Source organism: Rhizobium sp. P1_B8 (genome assembly GCF_056406515.1).
This window is the reverse complement of sequence record NZ_JBFTZZ010000022.1, coordinates 124,373-146,182: the sequence shown is the minus strand read 5'-3', so window position 1 is coordinate 146,182 and position 21,810 is coordinate 124,373. Positions and strand designations below refer to the sequence as shown.

General features: G+C 60.6%; 21 protein-coding genes and 1 pseudogene. 7 read left to right on the top strand and 15 right to left on the bottom strand.

Translation table 11 applies throughout. From position 1 onward, the window contains the following. Positions 1–9: 9 nt before the first annotated feature. Genes virB9 through AC1D2N_RS24540 form a run of 11 tightly spaced genes read right to left on the bottom strand, consistent with a single transcriptional unit; the run spans position 10 to position 7,930 of the window. Positions 10–867: a P-type conjugative transfer protein VirB9 gene (gene virB9 / locus AC1D2N_RS24590; protein ID WP_168278825.1), complete on the bottom strand. Its 858-nt coding sequence runs from the start codon at positions 865–867 to the stop codon at positions 10–12. Further along, positions 864–1,535, bottom strand: a complete 672-nt coding sequence (locus AC1D2N_RS24585) for a VirB8 family type IV secretion system protein (protein WP_115156572.1) — start codon at positions 1,533–1,535, stop codon at positions 864–866. The genes virB9 and AC1D2N_RS24585 overlap by 4 nt, the downstream gene beginning before the upstream one ends. 1 nt (position 1,536) lies before the next feature. Next, positions 1,537–1,821 (bottom strand): hypothetical protein, encoded by a 285-nt coding sequence (locus AC1D2N_RS24580; protein ID WP_018516987.1) that lies wholly within the window; start codon positions 1,819–1,821, stop codon positions 1,537–1,539. Between the two features lie 52 nt (positions 1,822–1,873). Continuing rightward, positions 1,874–2,794, bottom strand: coding sequence for a TrbL/VirB6 family protein (locus AC1D2N_RS24575; protein ID WP_018516986.1), 921 nt, complete (start codon positions 2,792–2,794; stop codon positions 1,874–1,876). A gap of 3 nt (positions 2,795–2,797) precedes the next feature. Next, positions 2,798–3,031, bottom strand: coding sequence for an EexN family lipoprotein (locus AC1D2N_RS24570; protein ID WP_018516985.1), 234 nt, complete (start codon positions 3,029–3,031; stop codon positions 2,798–2,800). Then, positions 3,028–3,726: a P-type DNA transfer protein VirB5 gene (gene virB5, locus AC1D2N_RS24565; RefSeq protein ID WP_018516984.1), complete on the bottom strand. Its 699-nt coding sequence runs from the start codon at positions 3,724–3,726 to the stop codon at positions 3,028–3,030. The genes AC1D2N_RS24570 and virB5 overlap by 4 nt, the downstream gene beginning before the upstream one ends. Then, positions 3,726–6,092 (bottom strand): VirB4 family type IV secretion/conjugal transfer ATPase, encoded by a 2,367-nt coding sequence (locus AC1D2N_RS24560; protein WP_018516983.1) that lies wholly within the window; start codon positions 6,090–6,092, stop codon positions 3,726–3,728. The genes virB5 and AC1D2N_RS24560 overlap by 1 nt, the downstream gene beginning before the upstream one ends. Continuing rightward, on the bottom strand, positions 6,085–6,423 hold the full coding sequence (locus tag AC1D2N_RS24555; RefSeq protein ID WP_026242355.1) for a VirB3 family type IV secretion system protein: 339 nt from the start codon (positions 6,421–6,423) through the stop codon (positions 6,085–6,087). Before AC1D2N_RS24555 ends, AC1D2N_RS24560 begins: the two co-directional genes overlap by 8 nt. Before the next feature lie 5 nt (positions 6,424–6,428). After that, positions 6,429–6,728, bottom strand: a complete 300-nt coding sequence (locus tag AC1D2N_RS24550; RefSeq protein WP_113543049.1) for a TrbC/VirB2 family protein — start codon at positions 6,726–6,728, stop codon at positions 6,429–6,431. Beyond that, positions 6,725–7,387, bottom strand: a complete 663-nt coding sequence (locus tag AC1D2N_RS24545; RefSeq protein ID WP_477982184.1) for a lytic transglycosylase domain-containing protein — start codon at positions 7,385–7,387, stop codon at positions 6,725–6,727. Before AC1D2N_RS24545 ends, AC1D2N_RS24550 begins: the two co-directional genes overlap by 4 nt. A 3-nt stretch (positions 7,388–7,390) precedes the next feature. Continuing rightward, the gene (locus AC1D2N_RS24540) at positions 7,391–7,930 is read right to left on the bottom strand and encodes a hypothetical protein (protein WP_018516979.1); all 540 of its coding nucleotides are present in this window, start codon (positions 7,928–7,930) and stop codon (positions 7,391–7,393) included. Between the two features lie 91 nt (positions 7,931–8,021). Here AC1D2N_RS24540 and AC1D2N_RS24535 point away from each other — a divergent pair, with 91 nt between their 5' ends. The 7 genes from AC1D2N_RS24535 (at position 8,022) to AC1D2N_RS24505 (ending at position 19,375) form a co-directional block, all read left to right on the top strand. Further along, positions 8,022–8,375: a hypothetical protein gene (locus tag AC1D2N_RS24535; protein WP_018516978.1), complete on the top strand. Its 354-nt coding sequence runs from the start codon at positions 8,022–8,024 to the stop codon at positions 8,373–8,375. Positions 8,376–8,805: 430 nt separating this feature from the next. Then, a complete protein-coding gene (locus AC1D2N_RS24530; protein ID WP_018516977.1) occupies positions 8,806–9,801 on the top strand; it encodes a glycosyltransferase in 996 nt (331 codons plus the stop codon). 62 nt (positions 9,802–9,863) lie between these two features. Next, positions 9,864–12,221 carry a UDP-galactopyranose mutase gene (glf, locus tag AC1D2N_RS24525; RefSeq protein WP_018516976.1) on the top strand — a complete coding sequence of 786 codons (2,358 nt, stop codon included), beginning with the start codon at positions 9,864–9,866 and terminating at the stop codon, positions 12,219–12,221. Then, a complete protein-coding gene (locus AC1D2N_RS24520) occupies positions 12,214–15,456 on the top strand; it encodes a glycosyltransferase (RefSeq protein WP_158672599.1) in 3,243 nt (1,080 codons plus the stop codon). The genes glf and AC1D2N_RS24520 overlap by 8 nt, the downstream gene beginning before the upstream one ends. Further along, entirely contained in the window at positions 15,453–17,750 is a 2,298-nt protein-coding gene (locus AC1D2N_RS24515; protein ID WP_018516974.1) for a glycosyltransferase family 4 protein, read from the top strand. Before AC1D2N_RS24520 ends, AC1D2N_RS24515 begins: the two co-directional genes overlap by 4 nt. 217 nt (positions 17,751–17,967) lie before the next feature. Then, positions 17,968–18,858, top strand: coding sequence for a hypothetical protein (locus AC1D2N_RS24510; RefSeq protein WP_026242352.1), 891 nt, complete (start codon positions 17,968–17,970; stop codon positions 18,856–18,858). Positions 18,859–18,880: 22 nt separating this feature from the next. Beyond that, entirely contained in the window at positions 18,881–19,375 is a 495-nt protein-coding gene (locus AC1D2N_RS24505; protein ID WP_018516972.1) for a YciE/YciF ferroxidase family protein, read from the top strand. Between the two features lie 446 nt (positions 19,376–19,821). On the opposite strand, the gene AC1D2N_RS24500 is transcribed toward AC1D2N_RS24505, so the two are convergent. The 4 genes and pseudogenes from AC1D2N_RS24500 to AC1D2N_RS24485 all read right to left on the bottom strand — a co-directional run bounded on the left by AC1D2N_RS24500 (position 19,822) and on the right by AC1D2N_RS24485 (position 21,784). Beyond that, positions 19,822–20,541, bottom strand: coding sequence for a Crp/Fnr family transcriptional regulator (locus AC1D2N_RS24500; RefSeq protein WP_018516971.1), 720 nt, complete (start codon positions 20,539–20,541; stop codon positions 19,822–19,824). A gap of 150 nt (positions 20,542–20,691) precedes the next feature. Beyond that, complete coding sequence (locus AC1D2N_RS24495) at positions 20,692–20,937, bottom strand: hypothetical protein (protein WP_018516970.1); 246 nt, start codon at positions 20,935–20,937, stop codon at positions 20,692–20,694. Between the two features lie 66 nt (positions 20,938–21,003). Further along, the gene (locus AC1D2N_RS24490) at positions 21,004–21,417 is read right to left on the bottom strand and encodes a hypothetical protein (protein WP_018516969.1); all 414 of its coding nucleotides are present in this window, start codon (positions 21,415–21,417) and stop codon (positions 21,004–21,006) included. A gap of 92 nt (positions 21,418–21,509) precedes the next feature. Continuing rightward, a pseudogene (locus tag AC1D2N_RS24485) lies at positions 21,510–21,784 on the bottom strand (hypothetical protein). Positions 21,785–21,810: the final 26 nt, after the last annotated feature.

Genomic DNA, 21,810 nt, shown 5'->3' with positions numbered 1-21,810 from the left:
GACGTCCTCCTATTGCCCTGTCGCAGCTTGCGTCTTCACGACGCGCTCGACAGAGGGTGAGGTCGTATTGGTATCGGGATTGATGCCGATCCGATCATAGGCCTCGTTGAAGACGCAGAGGACGTCGCTTCCCCTGCGCAGGATGAATTTGCGGCTGATCGCGTGCACGAGCACCAGGTTGGTCTCGACGGACTTCGGCACCAGGCTCTCGCTGCCGTCGGAGTTCTCCATGTAGATCGCCGGCATTTCCTGGTTGCCGGCAAAGGCGAAGGTGGTGACCTTGCCGTTGTCGTAGACAGCCTGCGGTTCAAGTGCCGCGGACCCTTGCGCCGAATAGCGCCAGTTGCGTGGGCCATAGGCTTCGTGAAGGGCAAGAACCTTGTCCGCTTCGCCGGCCTGAGCCGCTTGCGCACGAGCAGCGGCATCGAGCCTGCGGCGTTCGGCCTCGTCGGCGGGATAGCGATACTTCACATAGAAGTAGGTGTTCTGCCCCGCCTCGACGGTGCCGTCGCGCACCGTCAGTTCCATCTGATAGCTGCGCGTCGAGCCGTCCCGCCTTGTCGTCACAACCGAGATGTTCGTCACCGGCTGGTTTTCGCGGGGCTTCAGGAACAGGATGTTGCCGGCCGGCGCCACCTCCCAAGCAACGCTGTTGCCGAGCGCGACGTGGGCGATCTCCTCGTCGGCCGCGAACTCGATCTGCACCGAGGAGCGTAAGGTGCCGACGATCTTGGTGATGTTATAGGGCTGATAGTCGATGAAACGGACGCGGCTATCCTGCGACGCGCCACGCGGGATGTCGAGCGCGAACGCTGCCTGGGAAAAGCCGGCGGCCAGGGCCAGGGCGATCAGGGAACTCTGCTTCAATTGATGGCCTCCGGATCGGCACGATAGTCGCTGACGGCAAAACCAAGCGGATTGGTCAGTCGGTCGGTCGAGGACATCGGCGCGTTGACATAGGAGAAGGTGAGCGTTGCAACCCAGTGGGTTGTCCGGACATCGTCACCGCGAGTGACCGTCCTGGTATAGCGCACCGATACGACATTGGCGTTGAGCAGCGAGATCGAGACGATGTTGACGCGTGACGTTGCGCTGCGCCCATAGATATTCTGCGGAGAGTCCGGATTGCCGCCTCGGTAGATCGCCGCAAAGCGCGTCTGTTCCGGCTGGGTCGAGAGGAGCGCGACGGTGCGAAAATTCTCCTCGGCCTCGCTCCAGACATAGGCTTCCCGCGCGCGCACATATTTGGCGGCGAAGTACTTTGTCACCGCCTCGTCATAGCTGCCGGCCGTCGAGGTCAGCGCCGAGACGACGTCGACGATGCCGGTCGAATTGTCGACCCGAACGACGAAAGGCTCGACCGTTTTCAAGGGCGTCAGGCCGGCAACGGCGAAGATCGAAGTGGCGGCAAGCACGCTGGCGGCGATCGCGATTGACCAGGCGATGCGCGCCGACCGTTCTACCTGGACCAGCCGATCCTGATCGAAACGGCGCGCCTTGTCGAAATAGTCTTTCAGACTGTCCGTGCTCACCATGTCACCGCCCCCGGCACGGCCGATAGGACCCCACGGCGTCGAAATGCGCGAAGGCGGCAGCCTCCTCCGTCAGCGGCTCCTCGCCATAGGAAGTCGCCAGGCCGGCCGCCGTCGCCGGGACATTATCAGAGCCACTCTGCTTGGCAGGCTTGTCGTCCTCCCATTGCCACATGGCGCGGTTGAGCGGCCGGCGTGAATAGCCGTCGCATTTGGGCAAGGGGTGGGACTTCGAAGCGCAGCCCGTGAGCTCCATGGCAATGAAAAGCGATAAGAAGATGCGGATCATTTGAACGTAAACCTATGAAACGTTTTTCGTGGAGAAGTCATCATTCGGCTCCTCAGGATCTGAGGCGGCGGCTGACGGAACGGGCGCCTCGTCCAACCGCTCGGGCACCATGCGAGGCCGCCCAGGCGAGCGTGCCTTCGTGTGCGTCTCGGGCAGCACCATAGCCGTAGGTCAAAGACGCCCCGCCCGCCGCGAGCGCGGAGGCAATGCCTGGCAGCTGATAGAAGACGTAAAGGGCCGCAAGGCAGATGGCGCAAAGGGCGACCGGGCGCATCATGACGTCGGTATAGCTTTCGACCGCCGTGAAGGTCGTGTCGATACAGCTGATCAGCAGTGAACCGATCGCGACGACCAGGACCTGGAGAATGACGAAATTGACAAGCTGACCGATCCAGGATTCGGTGAAACGACGGGTGGACTGGAACATCGCAAGCGCGACGAAGATCGGGCCGATGGCCAGCACGATGGCAAGCGCCAGCCGGGCATAGAGCGAGACGATATAACCGATCGCCGCCACGGTGAAGCTCGCGCCGATCGCCATCATCCCGCCGATGCCGGTGACGATGTCGGCCGGCCATGTGGCACGCGCCCAGATTTCGCGCGCGCATTCCTGGCCCTTGTCGAGCAGACTGTCGAAGGTGGAAGCGCTGGGCGCCGTTCCCGAGTTCAGCGCCTGCGAGATCTCGCGGGGCAGCGTCTCGAAGAAGATATTGGTGACATAGGTCTGGTATTCGCTGGCGTTGCGCACCAGCATGACGATGATGGCAAGCTTCATCGCCCGGAACGCGAATTCGAGAATGGGCTCCTGGACCGAGCCCCGCAGGACGAGGTAGCCAAAGAGCACGACGTAGAGCGTCAGCGCCGCGGTGAGTGGGCCGCCGATCCAGCTGGCGATGTTCGACGTGCCCGACGAGATGAAATTCTCCAGAGGCGACTTGAACTGGGCATCGACGAAGCTGAAGACCTGGTACATCACTCAGCCTCCTGACGATTTACGCGGAAGCCGAAGCCGAATCCTCCACTCCGCCGCCTCGGCGTTTTGACAATTCGGCGTCTGACGCAAGGCGCCGGGGTTGTTGCGGCATTCACTTATGATCTTCGCCAGCAGGGCCTCGTCAGCCATCAGCTCGTCGACGGTGTAGATCCTGTCTTCCTCGCCGAAGCAGCCGGAAAGCGCGAGCGCGGCGAAGCCAAGAAGGAGATGTTTCATTTAAGCGCCTCCCCCATGGCATCCAGGCGCTTTCGCCAGTCCTCGGCCTTGCGCTGGTCGTCGACCTGAACCTGTGCCTGCTGGACCATCTGGAGAGCCTGCATGCGCAGCACGTCGGTTTGCAGAAACGCGGTTTCGGCCTGCAGGCGTGCCTGAAGATCGGCGATATCCTTGGCATCCGCAGCACCTGATATCTGCTGGCGCAGCTGATCGATGCCGTCGATGCGCTTGGTGGCGGCATCGTAGATCTGCTGGCCGAGGCTCATCTGGCCGGCATTCTGGTTCTGGGCGCGCGCCAGTTCCTGCGCATAGAAATCATTGGCGCTGGTGCGATAGGTGGAATTATCATCAAGGAATTTCGAGGCGGAATTGCCGAGGACACCGGTGCCATTGCCCTTGAGCAGCCCTTCGATGGCATTGAAATCCTGCGGCAATGCCTTACGGATCGAGGGATCGTTCAGCAGGCCGGCGACATCGGCCATATTGGTGACCTTGTTCAGCGATGCATAGAGCTGCTGGGCCTGTTGAAGCTGCTGATTGAGCGTGTCGAGCTGGGATTTCAGCTGGGTGATGCTCTCGATCTGCTTGGCGATCGCCGTCTCATCGATCACCGGAATGCCCTGTGCCGACACCGTTCCAACAGGCACGAGTGCCGCCATCAACACCAGAGCAAACCCTGTTTTGAGCCTTTCCATCAACCCGTCCTCCTTCTTTGCTGAAACAGCGGCAGCCAGTCTTCGAGACGGCCGCCAACCTGCGCCCGGATCGCCTCGGCAAGTTCGATGTTGGCTGTGCGGCCGGACAGAATATCGAGCTCGTCATCGAAACCCCTGAGGTTCAATTCGGCGACGACGCTGTTGTGGCCCTGCTTGAGGATGAAGCGGCGGCTTTCGACCGAAAGCTCGCGGGAGACAAGCTCGAACTCGCGCTCCGTCAATTTGAACCCGTCGACGTAATCGCCATGGTCGCCGCGCGGGTTGGGAAGGAAGATCTGCGTCGGGCACTGCTCGATGATCGTGTGGGCAATAGGCGAGACGATCGCATCGCGCGGGCTTTGGGTCGCAAACAACATCAGCCCGTTCTGTTTGCGGATCGTCTTCAGCTTGTTCTGGGCCAGATCGCGAAAGCCCTCGTCCTGCAACGCCTTCCAGAATTCGTCGATGACGACGATGATCCGACGCCCGTCGATCAGCTGCTCGATGCGGAAGAACAGATAGGCCATCAACGGGGTGCGGATTTCCTCATTGTCGAGGAAGTCAGTCATGTCGTAGCCAATGAACTTGGCGCCGATCCCGATGTCGTCGCGCTCATTGTCGAACACCCAGCCAAGCGGTCCTCCCCTTTCCCAACGCCTGAGCCTTGAGGCAATGCCTTCGGGATCGGTGTTGTTGAGGAAGGTGCGCAAGGCGCCGATGGAGCGTCTGTCGACCGGCAGGTCCGCCAGGCCATCGATGGCCGAGGCGATGTCACGCAGCTCCAAGACCGTCAGTTCGCGCTTCGCCGACCCGACCAGCTGGCCGACCCAGCGGGCGAGGAAAACTCTGTTTTCAGGCGTCAGTTCAAGTGCCTTCAACGGCGCGCAGCCGGTGGCAACGCCGTTTCGAAGCGGCAGGTAGGTGCCGCCTGCCGCCCGGACGAACAGATCGGCTCCGCGGTCCTTGTCGAAGAAGACCATGTGGGGATCATGTTTTTCGAGCTGGGAGAGCATGAAGTTCAAGAGCACCGTCTTGCCGGAGCCGGACGGGCCGCAGACGAAGGTGTTGCCGAGGTCGCTATGATGGAAATTGAAATAGAAGGGCGAGCCGGAGGCAGTCTTCAGCATGGCGACGGCCGGTCCCCATTCATTGCCGTCTTTCTTGCCGGTGGGGTAGGAATGATAGGGGGCGAGCGCTGCAAAATTTCGCGACGTGATGGCGCCCGATCTTGCGCGATAGCGGAAATTGCCCGGCAATTGCCCCCACCAGGCCGCCTCAAGGCCAAGATCCTCGCGGGCGACGACCGCCCCGCCGTTGGTGAGATAGGCGCGTGCTTTCGCCATGTGGTCGGCAAGCTCCTTCACCGAAGGCGCAAAGACCGACAGCGCCAGATGGTGCTCTCCAAGGACAAAGCGGTTCGACTCCAGCTCGTCCATGGCATCGCCGAGCTCTTCGATCTGCGACGCCGCCTTGTCGCCAGCGCTGACCATCTGGTTTTGTTTGCGACCCATGATCGTGCGCGCATCGGCTTTCGAGACGAAGGCAAAAGACTGCGTCAGGATGAGCTCGAACGGCGCCGTCAGGATGCCGTCGAGCATGCCGCTACGGGTCGTCGCCGGATATTCCTTGAACCCGAATAGGCCGGCATAGCGGCTTTCGGCCTCATGACGGATCTCGATCGTCTCACGTCCGAAGATCACCCGATCCGAATAGATCGCCGAGGATATCCGGCCCTCCGTCAGCGGAACACGCTCCCGCCGACCGCCGACGATTTGATGCAGGACCTCGCTCGGCTCGGAGAAGAGAATGTCGTCCTGCTCGTAGAGGGAGAGCACCCGGGGCTCGAAGCGCTTCAGGCCGGCGGTGACGTCGGCTAGCTTGTCGCGGAGATGCTTCAAGGCATCCTCGTCGAGTTCGATGCCGGCGCGGCGCGCCCTGCGCAGGCGTGAAAGCAGCCTGGCTGCTTCTTCGGCGGGATCCCGGCCCGGATGCCACACCAGCGAGAGGTAAAGATCGTTTCGAAACAGATCCTCCGCGACCATGCGGTCGCGGTAGCGCGCATTCAGCCCTTGCGAGAAAGAATTGGCGAACTCTCCCTCCGGATAGGCGTTGTCGCGACGACGAATGACATGCGTCCAGAGCGCCAGGCGCTCATCGGCGATGTTGCGGTAGAGCGTATTGAGATCGCGGTGCAGACTATTGAGATCCAGGACATCGGCGGTCTCGAACGATATGCCTTCGAGTGCGAGCATCACCATCAGCGCCCTGGATTCGAGGGCAATCGTCGTCTCATCGACATGACGGACGTGCGGAATGAAGGTTTCAGGCCCGAGTTCGCGCGAACGAAGCGTTGCGATTTTAGGCAAGGCTCAGATCCCTTTCGTCATAGCGCTTGACGAGCGTCAGGGGCGAGAGGGTGGCGCCGCCCCAATAGGCGGCGCTGCGCGACCGGCCGCGGGTCTCGATCCACGAGATCAGGATCCGGAACATGTTGTGGTCGTGCTTGACGAGCGTTCGGAATATGAAATGAAAGACGACGCCGACCAATGCGTAGGCAATCGATCCGGCGGTGATGTAGAGGATCGTCGTCAGCATGACGTTCAAGCCCATCGCCTCCATCGTCACGCCGGCGATCATCGCCGGGCGCGTGCAGGCAAGGAACAGGGTGTCTTCCTCGATGGCGGCGGTGGTCGGCATCATGATCAGCTTCCGACGATCGTGTTGACGAGTTCCGTCGCCCCGAAAATCCCGCCGATGCCGATGATCCAGAACCCGGCGCGGCGCAGATCCATGTAGCCGAACATCCAGGCGATGCAGATGATGATGACGGCAATGACGGCAAGCAAACGGGCGATGTTGCCTGTCAGCATGTCGACGATGTTCTGCAAGACGGTTTCGACGCCGGCTGCCTGGGCAAAGGCAGGCTCCACCAGGCAGGCGACGATGGCGGCGGCCATCAGGAGAGGGGTCGCAACAGGGCGAAGGTTTGCTTTCGATATCATTGGCTTTGCTCCGATCGAGTTTTTTGAAACACGAGAACCTGGGATGACCGCCGGGCGTTGAAGACGTCCCACGATGCGGCTTCACCGGATTGGGGAAGGAATTGTTTGGCCGGGGATGCCTCCTGGCTGGGTGACGGCTCGGCGCGAGGGGCTTCGTCACGCGGCTCGACGATGGCGAGGGACGCCAGGCTGGCAGGCATGCGGCCCATTTCCTGGCGGACCTGCTCGTCATATTTGACCATCTTGCCAACAGACGGATCGTGACGCCCGTAATAGGACTGAAGCATCACTGTTTTGGCCTGCTTCGCATCGGCGCCGAAACGCAAGGCAAGGCGATAATAGCCGTCGAGCAGGGTGGCCGTCGCCTTGAGGTTCATACAGGGATCGAACGCATCCGAAATCGATAGCTTGAGCCTGCGCAGTTCCGCCTCGCCAATGCCGCCAAGACCGATCTGAATGTCCTGACGATTGGCAACGAGGGAGGTCGCGAGTTCAATTGCCTCAGCCTTCGATACGGGTTGACGCTCAAGCGGCGGGCCGCTGTTGATGCGAATGGCGAAAGGCTTGAAACCACTTTCGAGACTGATGACGGCGGCGAGCGTCCTAACCTCCACCATGGGCGCGCAATCCTGGGCGAGATCCATGAAAGTGACGGCCATCGATCAGTACCAGACCCGTTGCGTCGCCATCCCATCGATCGTCACGTCGACATAGTGGGGCTGCGATCTCACCTTCGGGCGGGCCGTCGGGTAGCCCATGCATCGGCGTCCGCCATCCGACCGTTGCCATCGCGGGGACAGAACCGAGCCGTCGCCGGAACTGCGGCTCTCACCGACATTGGGGCAGAACGCGTCGCTCACCGGCTGGAGGGCCGCCGACACGCAGATGGTTTCTTGCCCGCGCGGACCATAATCGGTCTTCAGCCGGTATCCGGTTTCGCAGTAATAGGGCTCATAGCCCGGGCGCGAACTGTGGAAGGTGGCGCCGCTGCATGTCGGGAAGGAATGCCCCTCGGCAAGCTCACGCCACAGTTTCTGGATCGACGGCCGGCATGCCGCGAACTGCGTTGGGCCTCCGGGGTTGGAAAGGCACAGGATAACCTCGCAGCCCCACTCATTTGCTTGCGCCTTGCCAGGTGAAGTAAGGTAGGGTGGCGCCAGGCAGCAGGCCGCGACGACCGAGTTGAACAGAAGGTTTTTCATGAGCACGACCCTCCAGAGGACATCCGGTTGCGGAAGAGGTGGCTTGCCTGTAGAACAATCTATACTGATTTATATAACACAGTAAAATGGCATGACAAGAGCACTCGAAACCCAATGGCGCAATCTGGCTTTCTCAGGTCTCATCCTGCACGAAATCCTCGATCATCCCCTCGAAGACGAGACACCTCAGGCAAGGCTGAAACAGGTCGGCATGATGACTGTCCTCTACAGCATGAACCAGGCACACCAGAAGTTAACCCTTTCCAGTATCATGGAAATTACCGCTCTGACACGCACCGGCGTCAAGGAGACGGTCGATCTCTTGGTGAAACGGGGGATGCTCGACGAGACGATCGTGAAGAACTCGATGGGTCGTGGAACGGCGCGCCAGTTCGAGATTTCACAAGCGCTTCTGGAGAAACTGAACTCGTTCGGAGCCGGATGAACGACGGATTTAAGTGACGTTTTTGGTCGTCCAAAGTCAGTCGTGTGCGCGCCTTAGAACAGGTGAGGCACGACGGCCGTAACCGCAGCGACAAGAGAGCATATGCTCTCGGCAGGAAAAGCCGGAACCGTCGCCCACAACAATGTCTCGCGTAGATCGCTCCGGTTCGAGCGGCGGGCGGCAGTGCGACAAGGTGGGAACATTATGTGCAATCGCATGGTTCGGGCTGCAGATATTATGCTGCGGGACGTCGATGCCATTATTGCCAGCAGCGCCGAGAGCGCTACGCCGAATAGTCATCATCAGCGATTTCCAGGGCGGAAATCGTGAAAACACGCAGCTCCAGACCCCGGCTTGGTTTTGCCAACAGTGGCTTGCAGGCAACCGAGGACCTGGTCCTCGACCCGCTCATCGGGGCCTGAACCTCGAGGTGATCGGCGGCTACATCGAACGGCTTCCGCTTGCCGTTCTCAAAGCTGGCCTTGTGGACTGCGCCGAGGTCTGGACACATTGGCATGGCGCGACACCGCCCATTGAACAGCCTGGCGCCAGCCCGTTCCTGATGCGCCGCGCATTTCAGGCAAACGGATCCGAAGCGCCGTTTTCTTCCAATGACATGCTCGGGCACATTGCGGCCTTCGGGCCGCCGTCGATCCTCTGCGTCTGGGGCCTCGGGGTGAGTGAAGACGTGTTGTTGGCATGCCGCGACAGTTTCAAGATTTACAACTCGATCGACGCACCCGCCTTGCGCGTTCCCTTTGACGTGAGCCGGCATTTCGACCTCGTTCTCACCGGCTCGCAATGGCAGTCCGAGGTGGTGCGCTCGCGCCATCCGACGATACCGACGATCATCATGCCGATTGGACCCGAGTTTGCGTCAGAACTTACCTTCAGGCCGATCGACATGCCGAAGACCTACGATGTGATCTACGTTGCTGCCGCGCAAGCCTATAAGCGCCACGACATCCTGTTTCAGGCCCTTGCCAAGCTTCCGCGTTCGATGCGCGCCCTTTGCGTCTGCGGCTACGGCGAGATGATGGGCACATTGCGTCGCGAGGTCGGCGAACTCGGCATCAATGTCGACTTCATCGACCCGCCCGGCGTGCCGTTTGAGGAAGTGAACAGGCTGATGAACCAGGCGCGCATCGGCGTGGTTTGCGGCATCGATGACGGCGCACCGGCGATCCTGACGGAATACATGTTGGCCGGAATACCCGTCCTCGCCAACAGCCAGCTGCGCTGCGGGTTGCAATTTATCACCCCGGAGACGGGTCGAGTGGCCTCGCCCGAGAAATTTCACGAAGGCATTCGCGATATGCTGGGCCGGCTCGGGACGCTCAAGCCGCGCGAGGTGGTGCTCGCCAACTGGACGTGGCCGCACAGTCTGCGAAAACTGAGGCCCTTCCTTGGCGGATCAGCCAGATAGGGCCCTCCGGGAACATTCGTCGCCATTCGCGGTTCGGGGTCATTGTCATTGCGAGGTGCTCGATGAACCTGCTGAATTCCGTTCCGCAATTGTCTGACAATAGCTTGTTGGATCACGCGCCGCTCATTTGTTTTTCGCATCTAAGATGGGACTTTGTGCTCCAGAGGCCGCAGCATCTGATGGAACGGTTTTCGCGCGAGCGGCCGGTCTTCTATTTCGAGGAGTTTATCCCGACCGACCACCATCTCGCCTATCTGGAGATTCATCCTTTCGAAGGAACAAGTGTCAGGGCGGTCCGCCCGCGAATCCCACATTGGTGGAACGAGGCCGAACGAGATGCCGCCCTTCGCAGACTGCTGGACGAGCTGATCCTGCTCCACGGCGGCAAACGTCCAATCCTTTGGTTCTATACGCCGCTGATGTTTGGCTTTGCCCGGCATGTCGACGCGGTCGCGGTTATCTATGATTGCATGGACGAACTCGCGAACTTCAAATTCGCACCGGCCAATCTCAAGGCCTGCGAGCAGGCCTTGATGGCCTGTGCCGATGTCGTTTTCACCGGCGGTCTCAGCCTTTATGAGGCAAGACGGGGCCAACACGACAACATCCATCCGTTCCCGTCGGGGGTCGATATGCAGCACTTCCACGCTGCTCGATGCCCTTTGCCCGATCCAGCCGACCAGGCGGGTATTCCTCAGCCTCGCCTCGGCTACCATGGGGTGATTGACGAAAGGCTCGACCTCGACCTGATCGGCAGCGTCGCATCGGCCCGGCCTGATCTTTCCTTCGTCTTCTTGGGGCCGATTGTGAAGATTTCGCCGGACGATCTGCCCCGGGGCGCGAATATCCATTATCTCGGACAAAAGGCCTATGCCGATCTTCCGGCATATCTTTCGGGCTGGCAGGCCGCGCTGATGCCGTTCGCACTGAACGAGGCCACGCGTTTCATCAGCCCTACCAAGACGCCCGAATATCTCGCCGCCGGCCGGCCGGTGGTTGGAACGCAAATCGTCGATGTCGTTCGCGGTTACGGCGACGTGCCGGGAGTGTTCTTGGCAAACGGCGCCGAGGCCTTTGCCGAGGCCTGCGACGCCGCGCTCTTGTTGTCCCGCTCCGACGCTGCATGGTTGGAAGCGGTGGACGGTGTTCTGGCGCAATCGTCCTGGGACAACACCTTTCGCAGAATGTCCGCGCTTGTCGAACAGGCGGCGGCGCAAAAAATCGTTTCGGCCGCCCTTCCTGAAAGATTTCGCGTCGGAACCTCGCGCCGGGCGCCTTCGGATACCTACGACTATCTGATCGTCGGCGCGGGATTTGCCGGATCGGTGCTTGCCGAGCGCCTCGCGGCCGATGGGGGCAAAAAGGTCCTTGTCTGCGACAGGCGGCCCCATATCGGCGGCAACACCTACGATCACTACGATGAGGCGGCGATCCTGGTCCACAAGTATGGCCCGCATATCTTCCATACCAACAGCGAGGATGTCTTTGCCTATCTTTCCCGCTTCACGGCATGGCGGCCCTACGAACATCGAGTGCTTGCCCAGGTCGGCGATCTGCGCCTTCCAATCCCGATCAATCGCACGACACTCAATGCGCTCTATAACCTCGATCTGGCCAGCGACGCAGAGGCGGCACGTTTTTTGGCGGACCGAGCGGAGCCTTGCGATCCGCTGAAGACATCGCGCGACGTGGTGATATCGCAGGTTGGCGCGGAGCTTTATCGGACCTTCTTTGAAGGCTACACTCGCAAGCAGTGGGGGCTCGATCCCTCCGAACTCGACCGATCGGTGACGGCCCGTATCCCGACCCGGACCAATACCGATGACCGCTACTTCCTGGATCGCTTTCAGGCCATGCCGCTTGGTGGCTACACCCGCATGTTCGAACGGATGCTGAACCACGACAATATCACGGTGTTGGTCGGCACGGATTTCGCCGATCTCAGGCGTGAGGGCCTGGCTGACCATACGATCTTCACGGGTCCCATCGACGAATATTTCGGCCACTGCTTCGGGAGGCTGCCCTATCGCAGTCTCAAATTCACCCACGAAACGCATGATGTGCGGCGTCTGTTGCCGGTCGCCGTCATAAACTACCCTTCGGAGGATGTTCCCTATACGCGCGTCACGGAATACAAGCACCTGACCGGCCAGGTCCATCCGAGGACCAGTATCAGCTATGAATATGCGAGTGCCGAGGGAGAGCCCTACTATCCGATCCCGCGCCCGGAAAACCAGGCGCTTTACAAACAGTACGAGACCCTGGCGCGTACGCGCGTCGACGTCACCTTCGTCGGGCGGCTTGGCACCTACAAGTACTACAATATGGATCAGGTCGTTGGCCAGGCGCTGGCGACATACCGGCGCCTGCGGGATCGCCGTGGAGCCAGAAGAGCCCTTGCCGGCGCCCAGCATGACTAAAAAGCCCCACGTCCTTCTGGCAACTGATAGCTTCAATCCCTCCGGGATGGGCGAACACATGCTCGCGCTCGGCCGCGGTTTGAGCGACCGCTGGAATGTCACCATCGCGGTGATGGCCGAGGATCGGATGGGCTTGTTGGCGCGCGCGGCGCGCTGCGGGCTTGCGGTCAAGCTGATCCAGGATGTCGGCGAGTTTCACGAGTGGCTGTCGAGGTCGAGCGTCGATATCCTGCACGTCCACGCGGGGATCGGATGGGAAGGGCACGATCTGGCCGCGGCGGCCGATGCCTGCGCCATCCCGATCATCCGCACCGAGCATCTCCCATATCTTCTAAACGACCCTGAACAGATCGAGTGTTATCGACGCGAAACCGAAAGATTGGCGCATCGCATCGTCGTCTCCGAGGCCTCACGGCGAAGCTTCTGCGAGGCACGGATTGCGCCCTCGCTTATGACGGTGGTTCGAAACGGTATCTTTCCGCTACAGCCTGTAAGGTCCGCCACCGCTTTTGCGCAGGAGCTGGGCCTTGTCGGAAGAACCGTCCTTTTGACGGTCGCCCGCTTCACCGCGCAGAAAGACCAGGCGTCGCTGGTGCGCGCCTTGCCGGCCGTCTTGAAGGACCATCCTTCTGTTGTTTTGCTGTTCGTTGGGACAGGCCCCGAGGAAGAATGCGTCACTGCCCTGGCCGCGAAGTTGGACGTGGGCGATCACGTCCAGTTTCTGGGGCACAGATCCGATGTCGCCGAGCTCATGGCAATCGCTGATCTCTTCATTCTTACATCGCATTTCGAGGGCCTTCCGCTGGCCGTTTTGGAGGCCATGTCGCTTGCCGTGCCCGTCATTGCAACACGCATTGGCGGGACGGTGGAGGCGCTCGGCGACGATCATCCCTTTTTCACCGAGCCGGGTAATCCCGCAGCGATTGCTGCCGTCATCCATCAAGCGCTCGCCGATCCTCATCGTCTCGCGGAAAGCGGCCGGGCCGGCCTTGAACGTTTCAAACGGGACTTTTCCGTCCTTCGAATGGCTGCCGAGACCGGGGCCGTCTACGAGCGGTTCCTCACCCAGCCGAAGGATCAAATACAAAAGGACACTTCCATGGAAAAAACACGGCTGGGCTTCATCGGTGTCGGCGGTATCGCCCGCCGGCACCTGGACATTCTGGCGAGCTTCGACGATGTCGAACTCGTGGCTTTTGCCGACCCCGATCTTGGCCGGGCCGACGAGGCGGCGATGCGATTTGGGGCGAGATCATTTGGTCATCATCGCGAAATGCTCGCTACCCAACAGCTTGATGCGGTCTATATCTGCATTCCGCCTTTTGCCCATGGCGAGCCCGAACGCGATCTCATCCAGCGCCACATACCGTTTTTTGTCGAAAAGCCGGTGTCGCTGGGACTGGCGCAGGCCGAAGACATCGCCGCGGGGGTAGCCAACGCCAACCTCATAACGGCGGTCGGCTATCATTGGCGGTATCTCGATATCGTCGACGAGGCCAAAAGCCTGTTGGCGGACAATCCCGCGCAGCTTCTATCAGGCTATTGGCTGGACTCGACACCCCCGCCGGAATGGTGGTGGAAAGAGGGCAAATCGGGCGGTCAGATGGTCGAACAGGCAACCCATCTCCTCGATCTCGCCCGGTGGCTCATCGGAGACGTCACGGAAGTCTACGGGCGCACCGGCTACAAGGACAGACCGGAATTTCCAGGCCTGGACGTACCGACGGTGACGACGGCGAGCCTCACCTTTGAAACGGGCGTGGTCGCCAATATAGCTTCCACCTGCCTTCTCGGCTGGAGCCATCGGGTCGGCCTGCACATCTTTGCCGATAGGCTGGCCATCGAGCTGACCGACCGGGAGATCATGGTCGATGTCGGACGAGGACGCCCCGTACGCATCGCCGACGGTGATCCGGTCTGGCGCGAGGACCGCGATTTTATCGATGCCGTGCGCGGGGGCGAAAACCGCATCCGATGCCCCTATGGCGATGCCGTGGCAACTCACCGCCTTGCCCTGGGCGTGGTGTCCTCGGCCCGTAGTGGGTCGGTCGTGCACCTCGATCCCTCCGGGATAAGACGGGCTCAACCAGCGCCGCTGCAGGCGCAGCCGCGGCCGCCGGCACCGGAGGGGCTTCCACCCGGCTATCGCAAGATCCGCTCGCTTGGCGTCGAGGCACAGGGCCGGGCCTATTTCTTCGAGTATGAGGAAGGCCCTCCGGCCGACGGCCAGTTGCGGCTTGACACGCTCTTCACGGGTCTGTCTGCGGGCACCGAACTGACCTTCCTGAAGAACACCAATCCCTATTTCCGTTCCCGCTTCGATGGCGGGCGCGGCGCCTTTATCGAAAACGAGCCCGACCTGCAATATCCCGTTCCATTCCTCGGCTACATGGAGGTCGCGCGCATTTCGCAGTCCCGTGCATATGGCTTCTCCGAGAACGCGGTGCTCGCGGCGAGCTATGGTCACAAGACCGGTCATACGGCAGACCCGTTTCACGATCTCCTGGTCCAGATGCCCCCGGATCTCGACCCCCTGCTCGGCGTCTTTGTCGCCCAGATGGGACCGATCGCCGCCAACGGGATCCTCCATGCCGACGCGGAAGCGTTCGGGGCGAATGTCCCTGCACTCGGTGCGGGTGTCGCCGGTCGTCCGGTGATCGTTCTCGGGGCCGGCACCGTCGGGCTGATGACGGCACTCTTTGCCCGGATGCTCGGCGCCGCCGACGTGGTGATCACCGACCCGTCCGACTTTCGCCGGAAAAAAGCGGAGGCGATGGGGCTGACGGCGATGACGGAAGATCAGGCTTGGCAGCATGCCAAGGCGCGCTGGCACGACGGAACGATGGGACGCGGCGCCGATCTCGCGTTTCAGACACGAGCTCATCCCGGCAGCTTGCATACGGCGCTCAAAGCTTTGCGGCCGCAGGGTACCGTGATCGACCTTGCCTTCTACCAGCACGGGGCGGATGCCTTGCGGCTTGGCGAAGAATTCCACCACAATGGCCTGAACATACGATGCGCTCAAATCAACCGCGTTCCCCGTGGGCTCGCTCCTCTCTGGGATCGACGCCGGCTTGCGCGCGCGACGGTCGACCTCCTTGCCTCGGACGGAGCGATGATCCGTGAGAACATGGTCACCCACGTTGTCCCTATCGAGGAGGCGCCATCCTTCCTCGCCGATCTGGTCGAGAACCGACCGGAGTTCCTGCAGGTCGTCTTCAAGGTTGGCGAATGACCATCGAACCGACTCCCATCCGGATCCTCTTCGTCTTCGCCTGGCTGGTCGTCGGCGGGGAAGAGACTGAAGTGCGGCTGCTGGCCAAACACCTTGATCGCCGTCGTTACCGCATCGACGTCGTGGCTTGCTTCAAAAAGCCCGGCATGCCCGAGCAGACCCATGTACAGCTCCGCTCGCTCGGGATCGACGTCGACACCACGCCATACGATTTGTCGTTTAGCGACACGGTCGCCTATCTTGCCGGGAAGATCTCAATCTACGACGTCGTCGTCTCCTGTCAGAACGTCGCGGATATCTATCCTGCATTGGAGCGTCTGCATCTTCGCCCGCCGCTGATCGAACATGGCGGGCTCGTTTCTGAAGCACTGGCAGGCCCCAAACATTTGACGACACGCTACGTCGGCGTATGCCGTTCCATCCGCGACGCCGCCGCATCGCGGATGCCGGGACGCGAGCATGATGCGCTGGAGATTCCCTCGATGGTCGACCTCTCGGCGTTCGATCCCGAACTGCGGGGACCGACCCGTAGGGCTCTGGGGATTGCCGAGGACGAGGTTCTGATTGGCTGGGTCGGCCGGCTCGACCCCAAGAAGAACGTCGAGGACTTCATCGAAGCCGCCGCTCTGGTGAGCAGAGCGGCCAAGCATGCGAGGTTCGTGATTGTTGGCGGACCCGACGCCTTCGTGCCGGACTACGCGATACAACTCAACGCCTTGGCGGCGCAACGGGGACTGGGCGGTGTGCTTCAGTTTCTGGGGGACCGGAAGGATATCCCTGCCCTCATGGCGTCATTCGATGTCTTTGCCTGGCTTTCAAGCGGCGAAGGCATGCCGCATGTCATTGCAGAGGCGGGTGCAGCAGCCCTCCCGGTGATCGCAACGCCCGACAACGGCGCGAAGCAGCAGATTGACGAAGGCGTATCTGGTCTGTTCGTCCCTTATCGGGATGCCGCCGCCGTGGCCAAACAGGTGATGGCTCTGTTGCAGGACACGCGCCGTCGGCAGGCACTTGGCGCCGCATTACGGCGGAAGGTGGAGACCACCTATTCAATCGAGGCGGTTTTGCCGCAGTGGGAGCGGCTGCTGGCGGATGTCTGTGGCAAGGGCAAGGCGGCAGGCCCGACCGGTCTGTTCCGGTCTTTTCTACAGGGCGGTTTCGAATGCTCAACCCATCGGCTTCGGCCGCGGGAAGGTGAGACCAATGGCCACCGTCTCGACATGATTGCCGCCGTCAGCCACGATCGCTACGCCGAAGAGGACTACCGTCAACTTCTAGGCCTGGGGATCCGCACAGTGCGCGACGGTTTTAGATGGCACCTGATCGAGAAATCCGGCGGCTATGACTGGTCGAGCGTGCGACCGATGATACGGGCGGCCGCGCTGACCGGCACGCAGGTCATCTGGGATCTGCTGCATTATGGCTGGCCGGACGATCTCGACATCTGGTCGCCGCGTTTTGTCGATCGCTTCGCCGCGTTCGCGCGCGCTTGCGCAAATCTGGTACGCGAGGAGTGTGACAGCGTTCCCTTTTATTGCCCGGTCAATGAGATCTCGTTTTTCTCCTGGGGTGGCGGCGATGCGGGCTATCTCAATCCGTTTGCCAATGGCCGCGGTTTCGAATTGAAAGTGCAGCTGGCGCGCGCCGCGATCGCCGCGATGGACGAAATCAGCGCAGTCGACCAGCGGGCGCGCTTCGTTCACTGCGAGCCGGTGATCAATGTCACCGCGCATCCCTCGAGGCCCCAAGACCGAGGTATCGCCGAAGGTCACCGCCAGTCGCAATACCAGGCGTGGGACGTTATCGGCGGCCGGTTGTGGCCACAGATCGGGGGAAGCGAGCGCTATCTCGACATAATCGGCGTGAATTATTACTTCAACAACCAGTGGATTCATGGGGGCACGCCGATCGACATCGGGCACGCGCTGTACAAGCCCCTCAATAAGATTTTGCGCGAGACTTTCGCGCGATACGGCCGGCCGATCCTCATCGCCGAGACGGGTATCGAGAACGAGCGACGGGCGACTTGGTTCGAATATGTTGTTGGCCAAGCTTCCCTGGCAATGCAGTCTGGCGTTCCGCTGGAGGGACTATGCCTCTATCCGATCGTGGATCATCCCGGTTGGGACAATGGCCGCCAGTGCGCAAACGGCCTCCTTTCGACCGAGGTCACGGCATCTGGACGAACTGCCTACGCACCGCTTGCGGCCGCTATTGAAGCGGCGCGGGCTGGGATGGCTTTCGCAACCGATCGAGCCGGACAAAAATGCATCCCGTCGCGAGCCGCCCGATGAAAACGGGACGGCAGATTTAACCGTTGGCCCAGATGGGACAGCGTTTCGTCATGCGCCGACCGCTAGGGCGGAGACAGCGGTTCTGATCACGCCGCCCTGCACGCCATAAGGATAAATCGGCTCTGCGGGAACAATTCCACGATCCGTGAGTACGACGTCACTACGCACTCGAGAACTCAAAGGAGTTCAATCCATGTCAAAACTTGTCACCAACCGAATGCCAGGCGACGTCGCACGTACTGTCGACACTTCGCTAACGACGTCATTAAACAAGATTGCATGGGGAGCCGTGTTTGCCGGTGTCGTACTTGCCCTTGCCACACAGCTCCTTCTAAATCTGCTCGGCGTTGGCATTGGTGCGGCTGTACTCGATCCGGCAACCTCGGACAATCCAGCCGCCAGCACGTTCTCGATTGTCGGCGGCCTCTGGTTCGTCGTCGCCGGGATCATTGCATCCTTTATCGGTGCCTATGTTGCCGCGAGGCTTTCCGGCAGACCAAGCAAATCCACGGGCGGCTATCATGGGGTCACAACTTGGGCCGTGACCACGCTTGTCGTTCTCTTTCTTCTGACGACGTCGGTGGGATCGCTCGTCGGCGGCGCATTCAGCGGCCTGTCGAGTATCGTCGGCGGCGTCGGCCAGACGGTCGCCACGGCTGCGACCACCGCCGCTCCGGCGTTGGCCACAGCCACCGACCCGATGGGTGCCATCGAGCAACAGATCAGAAATGCTAGCGGAGGCAACGATCCTGCCGCTCTGCAGACGGCAGCGGTCTCGGCCATGACGGCGGTTGCTACCGGCGATCAGTCGAAGATAGACGACGCCAAAACACGTGCCGCCGACGCCCTAGCCAAGGCCCAGAACATCCCAGTCGATCAGGCACGGGCGAAGGTGGATGAATATGAGGCCAGCTACAAAGCTTCGGTCGAACAGGCGAAACAGCAAGCGTTGGCCGCAGCCCAGACGGCGACGAAACTCGTGTCACGGGGTGCACTTCTGGGTTTCCTGGCGCTCGTGCTCGGCGCAATCGCAGCCTGGTTCGGCGGCGCAGCCGGCACCAAGCCCGCTTTGTTTGTCGACGAACACACTTCCACCAATCGGCTTTGATCACCACCAGAAAGGAAATATCATGTCTATCGAACCGAAAAATCTGAGCGATCTTCTCTACGAAACCCTCAAGGACATCTACTTTGCGGAGAACCAGATCCTAACCGCCTTGCCGAAAATGGCAGAGGCGGCCCGCTCTCCTGACCTCAAACAGGCTTTCCAGACCCATTGGGAGCAAACCGAAGGCCAGGTCAATCGTTTGGAGCAGATCTTCGAGCTGATTGGCCAGCCGGCAAAGCAGAAGACCTGTAGCGCCATCCTCGGACTAATCGAGGAAGGTAAGGAGGTGATGGAAGAGTTTAAGGGGACCACCGCTCTTGATCCCGGCCTTCTAGCTGGCGCCCAAGCGATTGAACATTACGAAATCAGCCGCTATGGCACCATGCTTTCTTGGGCAAGGACGCTCGGCCACGACGAGGTTGCCGAGCTCCTCGGCCAAACACTCGATGAAGAAGAGTCGACCGACGAGTTACTATCCGAGATCGCCGAAACCGCGGTCAATGCGGCTGCCGCCTGAAATCGCGCGCGCCGCATGAGCGGCGCGCCTAAGGATGAAGCCCATGGCTCAAAAATCGTCCGTCCGGTTAAACTACCGCGATATCGGCCGGGGAAATATCGGGCCCCTTCAAAACCGACGCCAGAAGTACCACACTCGGCGGCACGGCGACGGCGGGTCCCGGCCAAGCACGGCGATGATGGGGACCCTTTCGATGTGGCCGAGTCAATCACGCTCAGGGTGCGACCCATGGTGGCGGTCGATCGATGCTGGCTGAAGAATTGGAAGGCGATGGATCATCCCCTCTGTTTTGCTGCAGTGTCATGTTTAGAAGGCGTCAGCGGAAGAAATGCCGAGAATTGGTACCGTTTGATCGGATGGCAATCCAGCCCTTTGCGTCTGACGCTGAAGCTGCCAAGCATGCGTTGTGATGGGCCGTTATTTGTGGCAAGCGGATACATCGTTCTTTAGGGCTGCACGTGGCGCGCTTGCAGCAGCACCCGGTACTCGTGTTCCGGCTGCCCATAAGACCCCGCGGAATATTCCTCCAGTCCGGGTCGGTCTCTGAGGACAACGCGGCCACGGTCCGACCGAATTAACCCTTCTCCCTCCAACATATGCAAGGCGGTGGTCACGCTTGGCCGTCGGACTGCCAGCATGAAGGAGATAAACTGGTGGGTGATCGGCATATTGTCCGTTACAAGACGATCGTGGCACATCAAGAGCCATCTCGCCAAACGTTGATCAATTTTGAATGCCGCATTTGCAAGGGCGGTATAGGCTACCTGCGCTGCAAAGACATAGAGGTAGCGGGACAACAAGTCTGCGAAGACTCTGTTTTCGGCAACGATTTCCTGAAACAGTACGACCGGAAGGCGATGTGCAAATCCTTCAACCTGGATCACGATATCGTAAGGGTTGGTATTTGCCCCAACCGATGACGCAGTGGGCGCAAATCCTTCTCGCCCAAACATGCCGGCCTCCGCTTTCAGGCCGCTATCCGAGACAGCCAAAACAGAACCAATGCCCGACGACAGAAAATAGACTGACTCCAGCGGCTTTCCCGCCCGCGCGATCTGATGACCTTGAGGTAGGTAAACCCTTTCAAGGCGCTCGGTGAAAGAACGGCGCTCTTCTTCTGGCAGCAATTTGACCAATCCGTTGTCGCATCCCGACTGACCGTCCATCTTGCGACCCCTGTTATGACGCACGGCTCGCTAACCGCTCGAATTTCGGCATGTCACATAGCCCTATCGGCTATGGCCCATCCTGACGCAATTCCCAGCGCAAGGGAATGCCCGAAGTCATATCGGCCAGTTCCTGATGCGAGTTACCCGTCAGTGGACCGTCGAATTCACTACGGAGTAGCGGGCGATTTCTGGCCGAAGCTCGAAGGTTCGTCGCAGAAGCCGGGCAGCCTCGTCCATCGCAAGGACGACGTCCGTCAACTTTTCGATTTCAACGTGAAGCCTGTAGGCCTCGACCTCGTCGAGTCCTACTCCCAGCAGTCGCCTCGCCGCGTCGATTAGGCGTTCGGTACGATCCACGACTTCGAGACTACTCTTGATGATCATTTCGATCATGCGTTTTCCCCTCGCTTGCAGGTCAAGCGTGGCGGAGAATCAGCTTATTCGCAATCCCGAAAGGACCTAGATCCGGTCTCGTACCCTGCCGTACAGGTCGCGCATCTCGTCGAGCGCGCGGTCGTAACGCGAGCGGGGGGGCCTCGAGCGGGAGCCTCCTATAGCAAAGGCGATCGCCCCGACGGCAGCTGCGACCGCGATCATCGTCGAAACAGGATACAACTTCGCCGTCGCCTCCGTCTGCCTCGCAGCCGCGCGCGCGCCACCCTTGATAGTCTGGGCGGCATCCGACACCTGCTTCTGCAACGTTTCAAGCTGCTTGCGGAGGGCTCCGAATTCTTCGCTAGGATCATAATCTCGCTGGACAGGGACGCCGACTTCTCCCGTCGCAGTATCCACGACGCCCTTCGGTACCGGGCTCCCAATTTTCGGGCCGGCGGCTTCGAGCGTAGCAGATTTACCGGGCTTACGAGGTGGCATGCGTGTCCTCCTGACATTTGGTTCACGGGTAAAAATGGAGTTGTGCCGTCGGAGGGCAAGCCCCTGGCAAAAAGCGGCGGACGAAGCGAGCATTACCTGAGCTTGCCGACCAGTTCTGCGTAGTCTGAGAAAGTGAACTTCTTGCCGCGCTGGGCGGCTTCATCGGCCAGGAGGAACACGCGGATCGGGAAGAGCGTGGCGGTTCGAATCAGAGAGCTCGTGGTCGTCTCTGATCGACCGCGCGCTCTGCTTGGTCGAGTGCGGCGGCTATTTCCTGATGCGTCACGACACCTTTGGTGACGGGAGTATCCGAGATCGCCGCTATGGCCATGATGTGGCCTTCAAGCTGCAGGTTCGCCGTGTCCAACCTGGTCTCCTTGAAGGATGTCGCGT

What these genes read in the sequence shown, in the direction of transcription:
- AC1D2N_RS24535 (WP_018516978.1), top strand. Translation starts at nt 8,022, where the DNA reads ATGACAAGAGCACTCGAAACCCAATGGCGCAATCTGGCTTTCTCAGGT.
- AC1D2N_RS24495 (WP_018516970.1), bottom strand. Translation starts at nt 20,937, where the DNA reads ATGATCGAAATGATCATCAAGAGTAGTCTCGAAGTCGTGGATCGTACC.
- AC1D2N_RS24585 (WP_115156572.1), bottom strand. Translation starts at nt 1,535, where the DNA reads ATGGTGAGCACGGACAGTCTGAAAGACTATTTCGACAAGGCGCGCCGT.
- AC1D2N_RS24570 (WP_018516985.1), bottom strand. Translation starts at nt 3,031, where the DNA reads ATGAAACATCTCCTTCTTGGCTTCGCCGCGCTCGCGCTTTCCGGCTGC.
- AC1D2N_RS24545 (WP_477982184.1), bottom strand. Translation starts at nt 7,387, where the DNA reads ATGGCCGTCACTTTCATGGATCTCGCCCAGGATTGCGCGCCCATGGTG.
- AC1D2N_RS24505 (WP_018516972.1), top strand. Translation starts at nt 18,881, where the DNA reads ATGTCTATCGAACCGAAAAATCTGAGCGATCTTCTCTACGAAACCCTC.
- AC1D2N_RS24500 (WP_018516971.1), bottom strand. Translation starts at nt 20,541, where the DNA reads ATGGACGGTCAGTCGGGATGCGACAACGGATTGGTCAAATTGCTGCCA.
- AC1D2N_RS24550 (WP_113543049.1), bottom strand. Translation starts at nt 6,728, where the DNA reads ATGATATCGAAAGCAAACCTTCGCCCTGTTGCGACCCCTCTCCTGATG.
- AC1D2N_RS24515 (WP_018516974.1), top strand. Translation starts at nt 15,453, where the DNA reads ATGACCATCGAACCGACTCCCATCCGGATCCTCTTCGTCTTCGCCTGG.
- glf (WP_018516976.1), top strand. Translation starts at nt 9,864, where the DNA reads ATGAACCTGCTGAATTCCGTTCCGCAATTGTCTGACAATAGCTTGTTG.
- virB5 (WP_018516984.1), bottom strand. Translation starts at nt 3,726, where the DNA reads ATGGAAAGGCTCAAAACAGGGTTTGCTCTGGTGTTGATGGCGGCACTC.
- AC1D2N_RS24540 (WP_018516979.1), bottom strand. Translation starts at nt 7,930, where the DNA reads ATGAAAAACCTTCTGTTCAACTCGGTCGTCGCGGCCTGCTGCCTGGCG.
- AC1D2N_RS24510 (WP_026242352.1), top strand. Translation starts at nt 17,968, where the DNA reads ATGCCAGGCGACGTCGCACGTACTGTCGACACTTCGCTAACGACGTCA.
- AC1D2N_RS24580 (WP_018516987.1), bottom strand. Translation starts at nt 1,821, where the DNA reads ATGATCCGCATCTTCTTATCGCTTTTCATTGCCATGGAGCTCACGGGC.
- AC1D2N_RS24555 (WP_026242355.1), bottom strand. Translation starts at nt 6,423, where the DNA reads ATGCCGACCACCGCCGCCATCGAGGAAGACACCCTGTTCCTTGCCTGC.
- AC1D2N_RS24520 (WP_158672599.1), top strand. Translation starts at nt 12,214, where the DNA reads ATGACTAAAAAGCCCCACGTCCTTCTGGCAACTGATAGCTTCAATCCC.
- AC1D2N_RS24575 (WP_018516986.1), bottom strand. Translation starts at nt 2,794, where the DNA reads ATGTACCAGGTCTTCAGCTTCGTCGATGCCCAGTTCAAGTCGCCTCTG.
- AC1D2N_RS24490 (WP_018516969.1), bottom strand. Translation starts at nt 21,417, where the DNA reads ATGCCACCTCGTAAGCCCGGTAAATCTGCTACGCTCGAAGCCGCCGGC.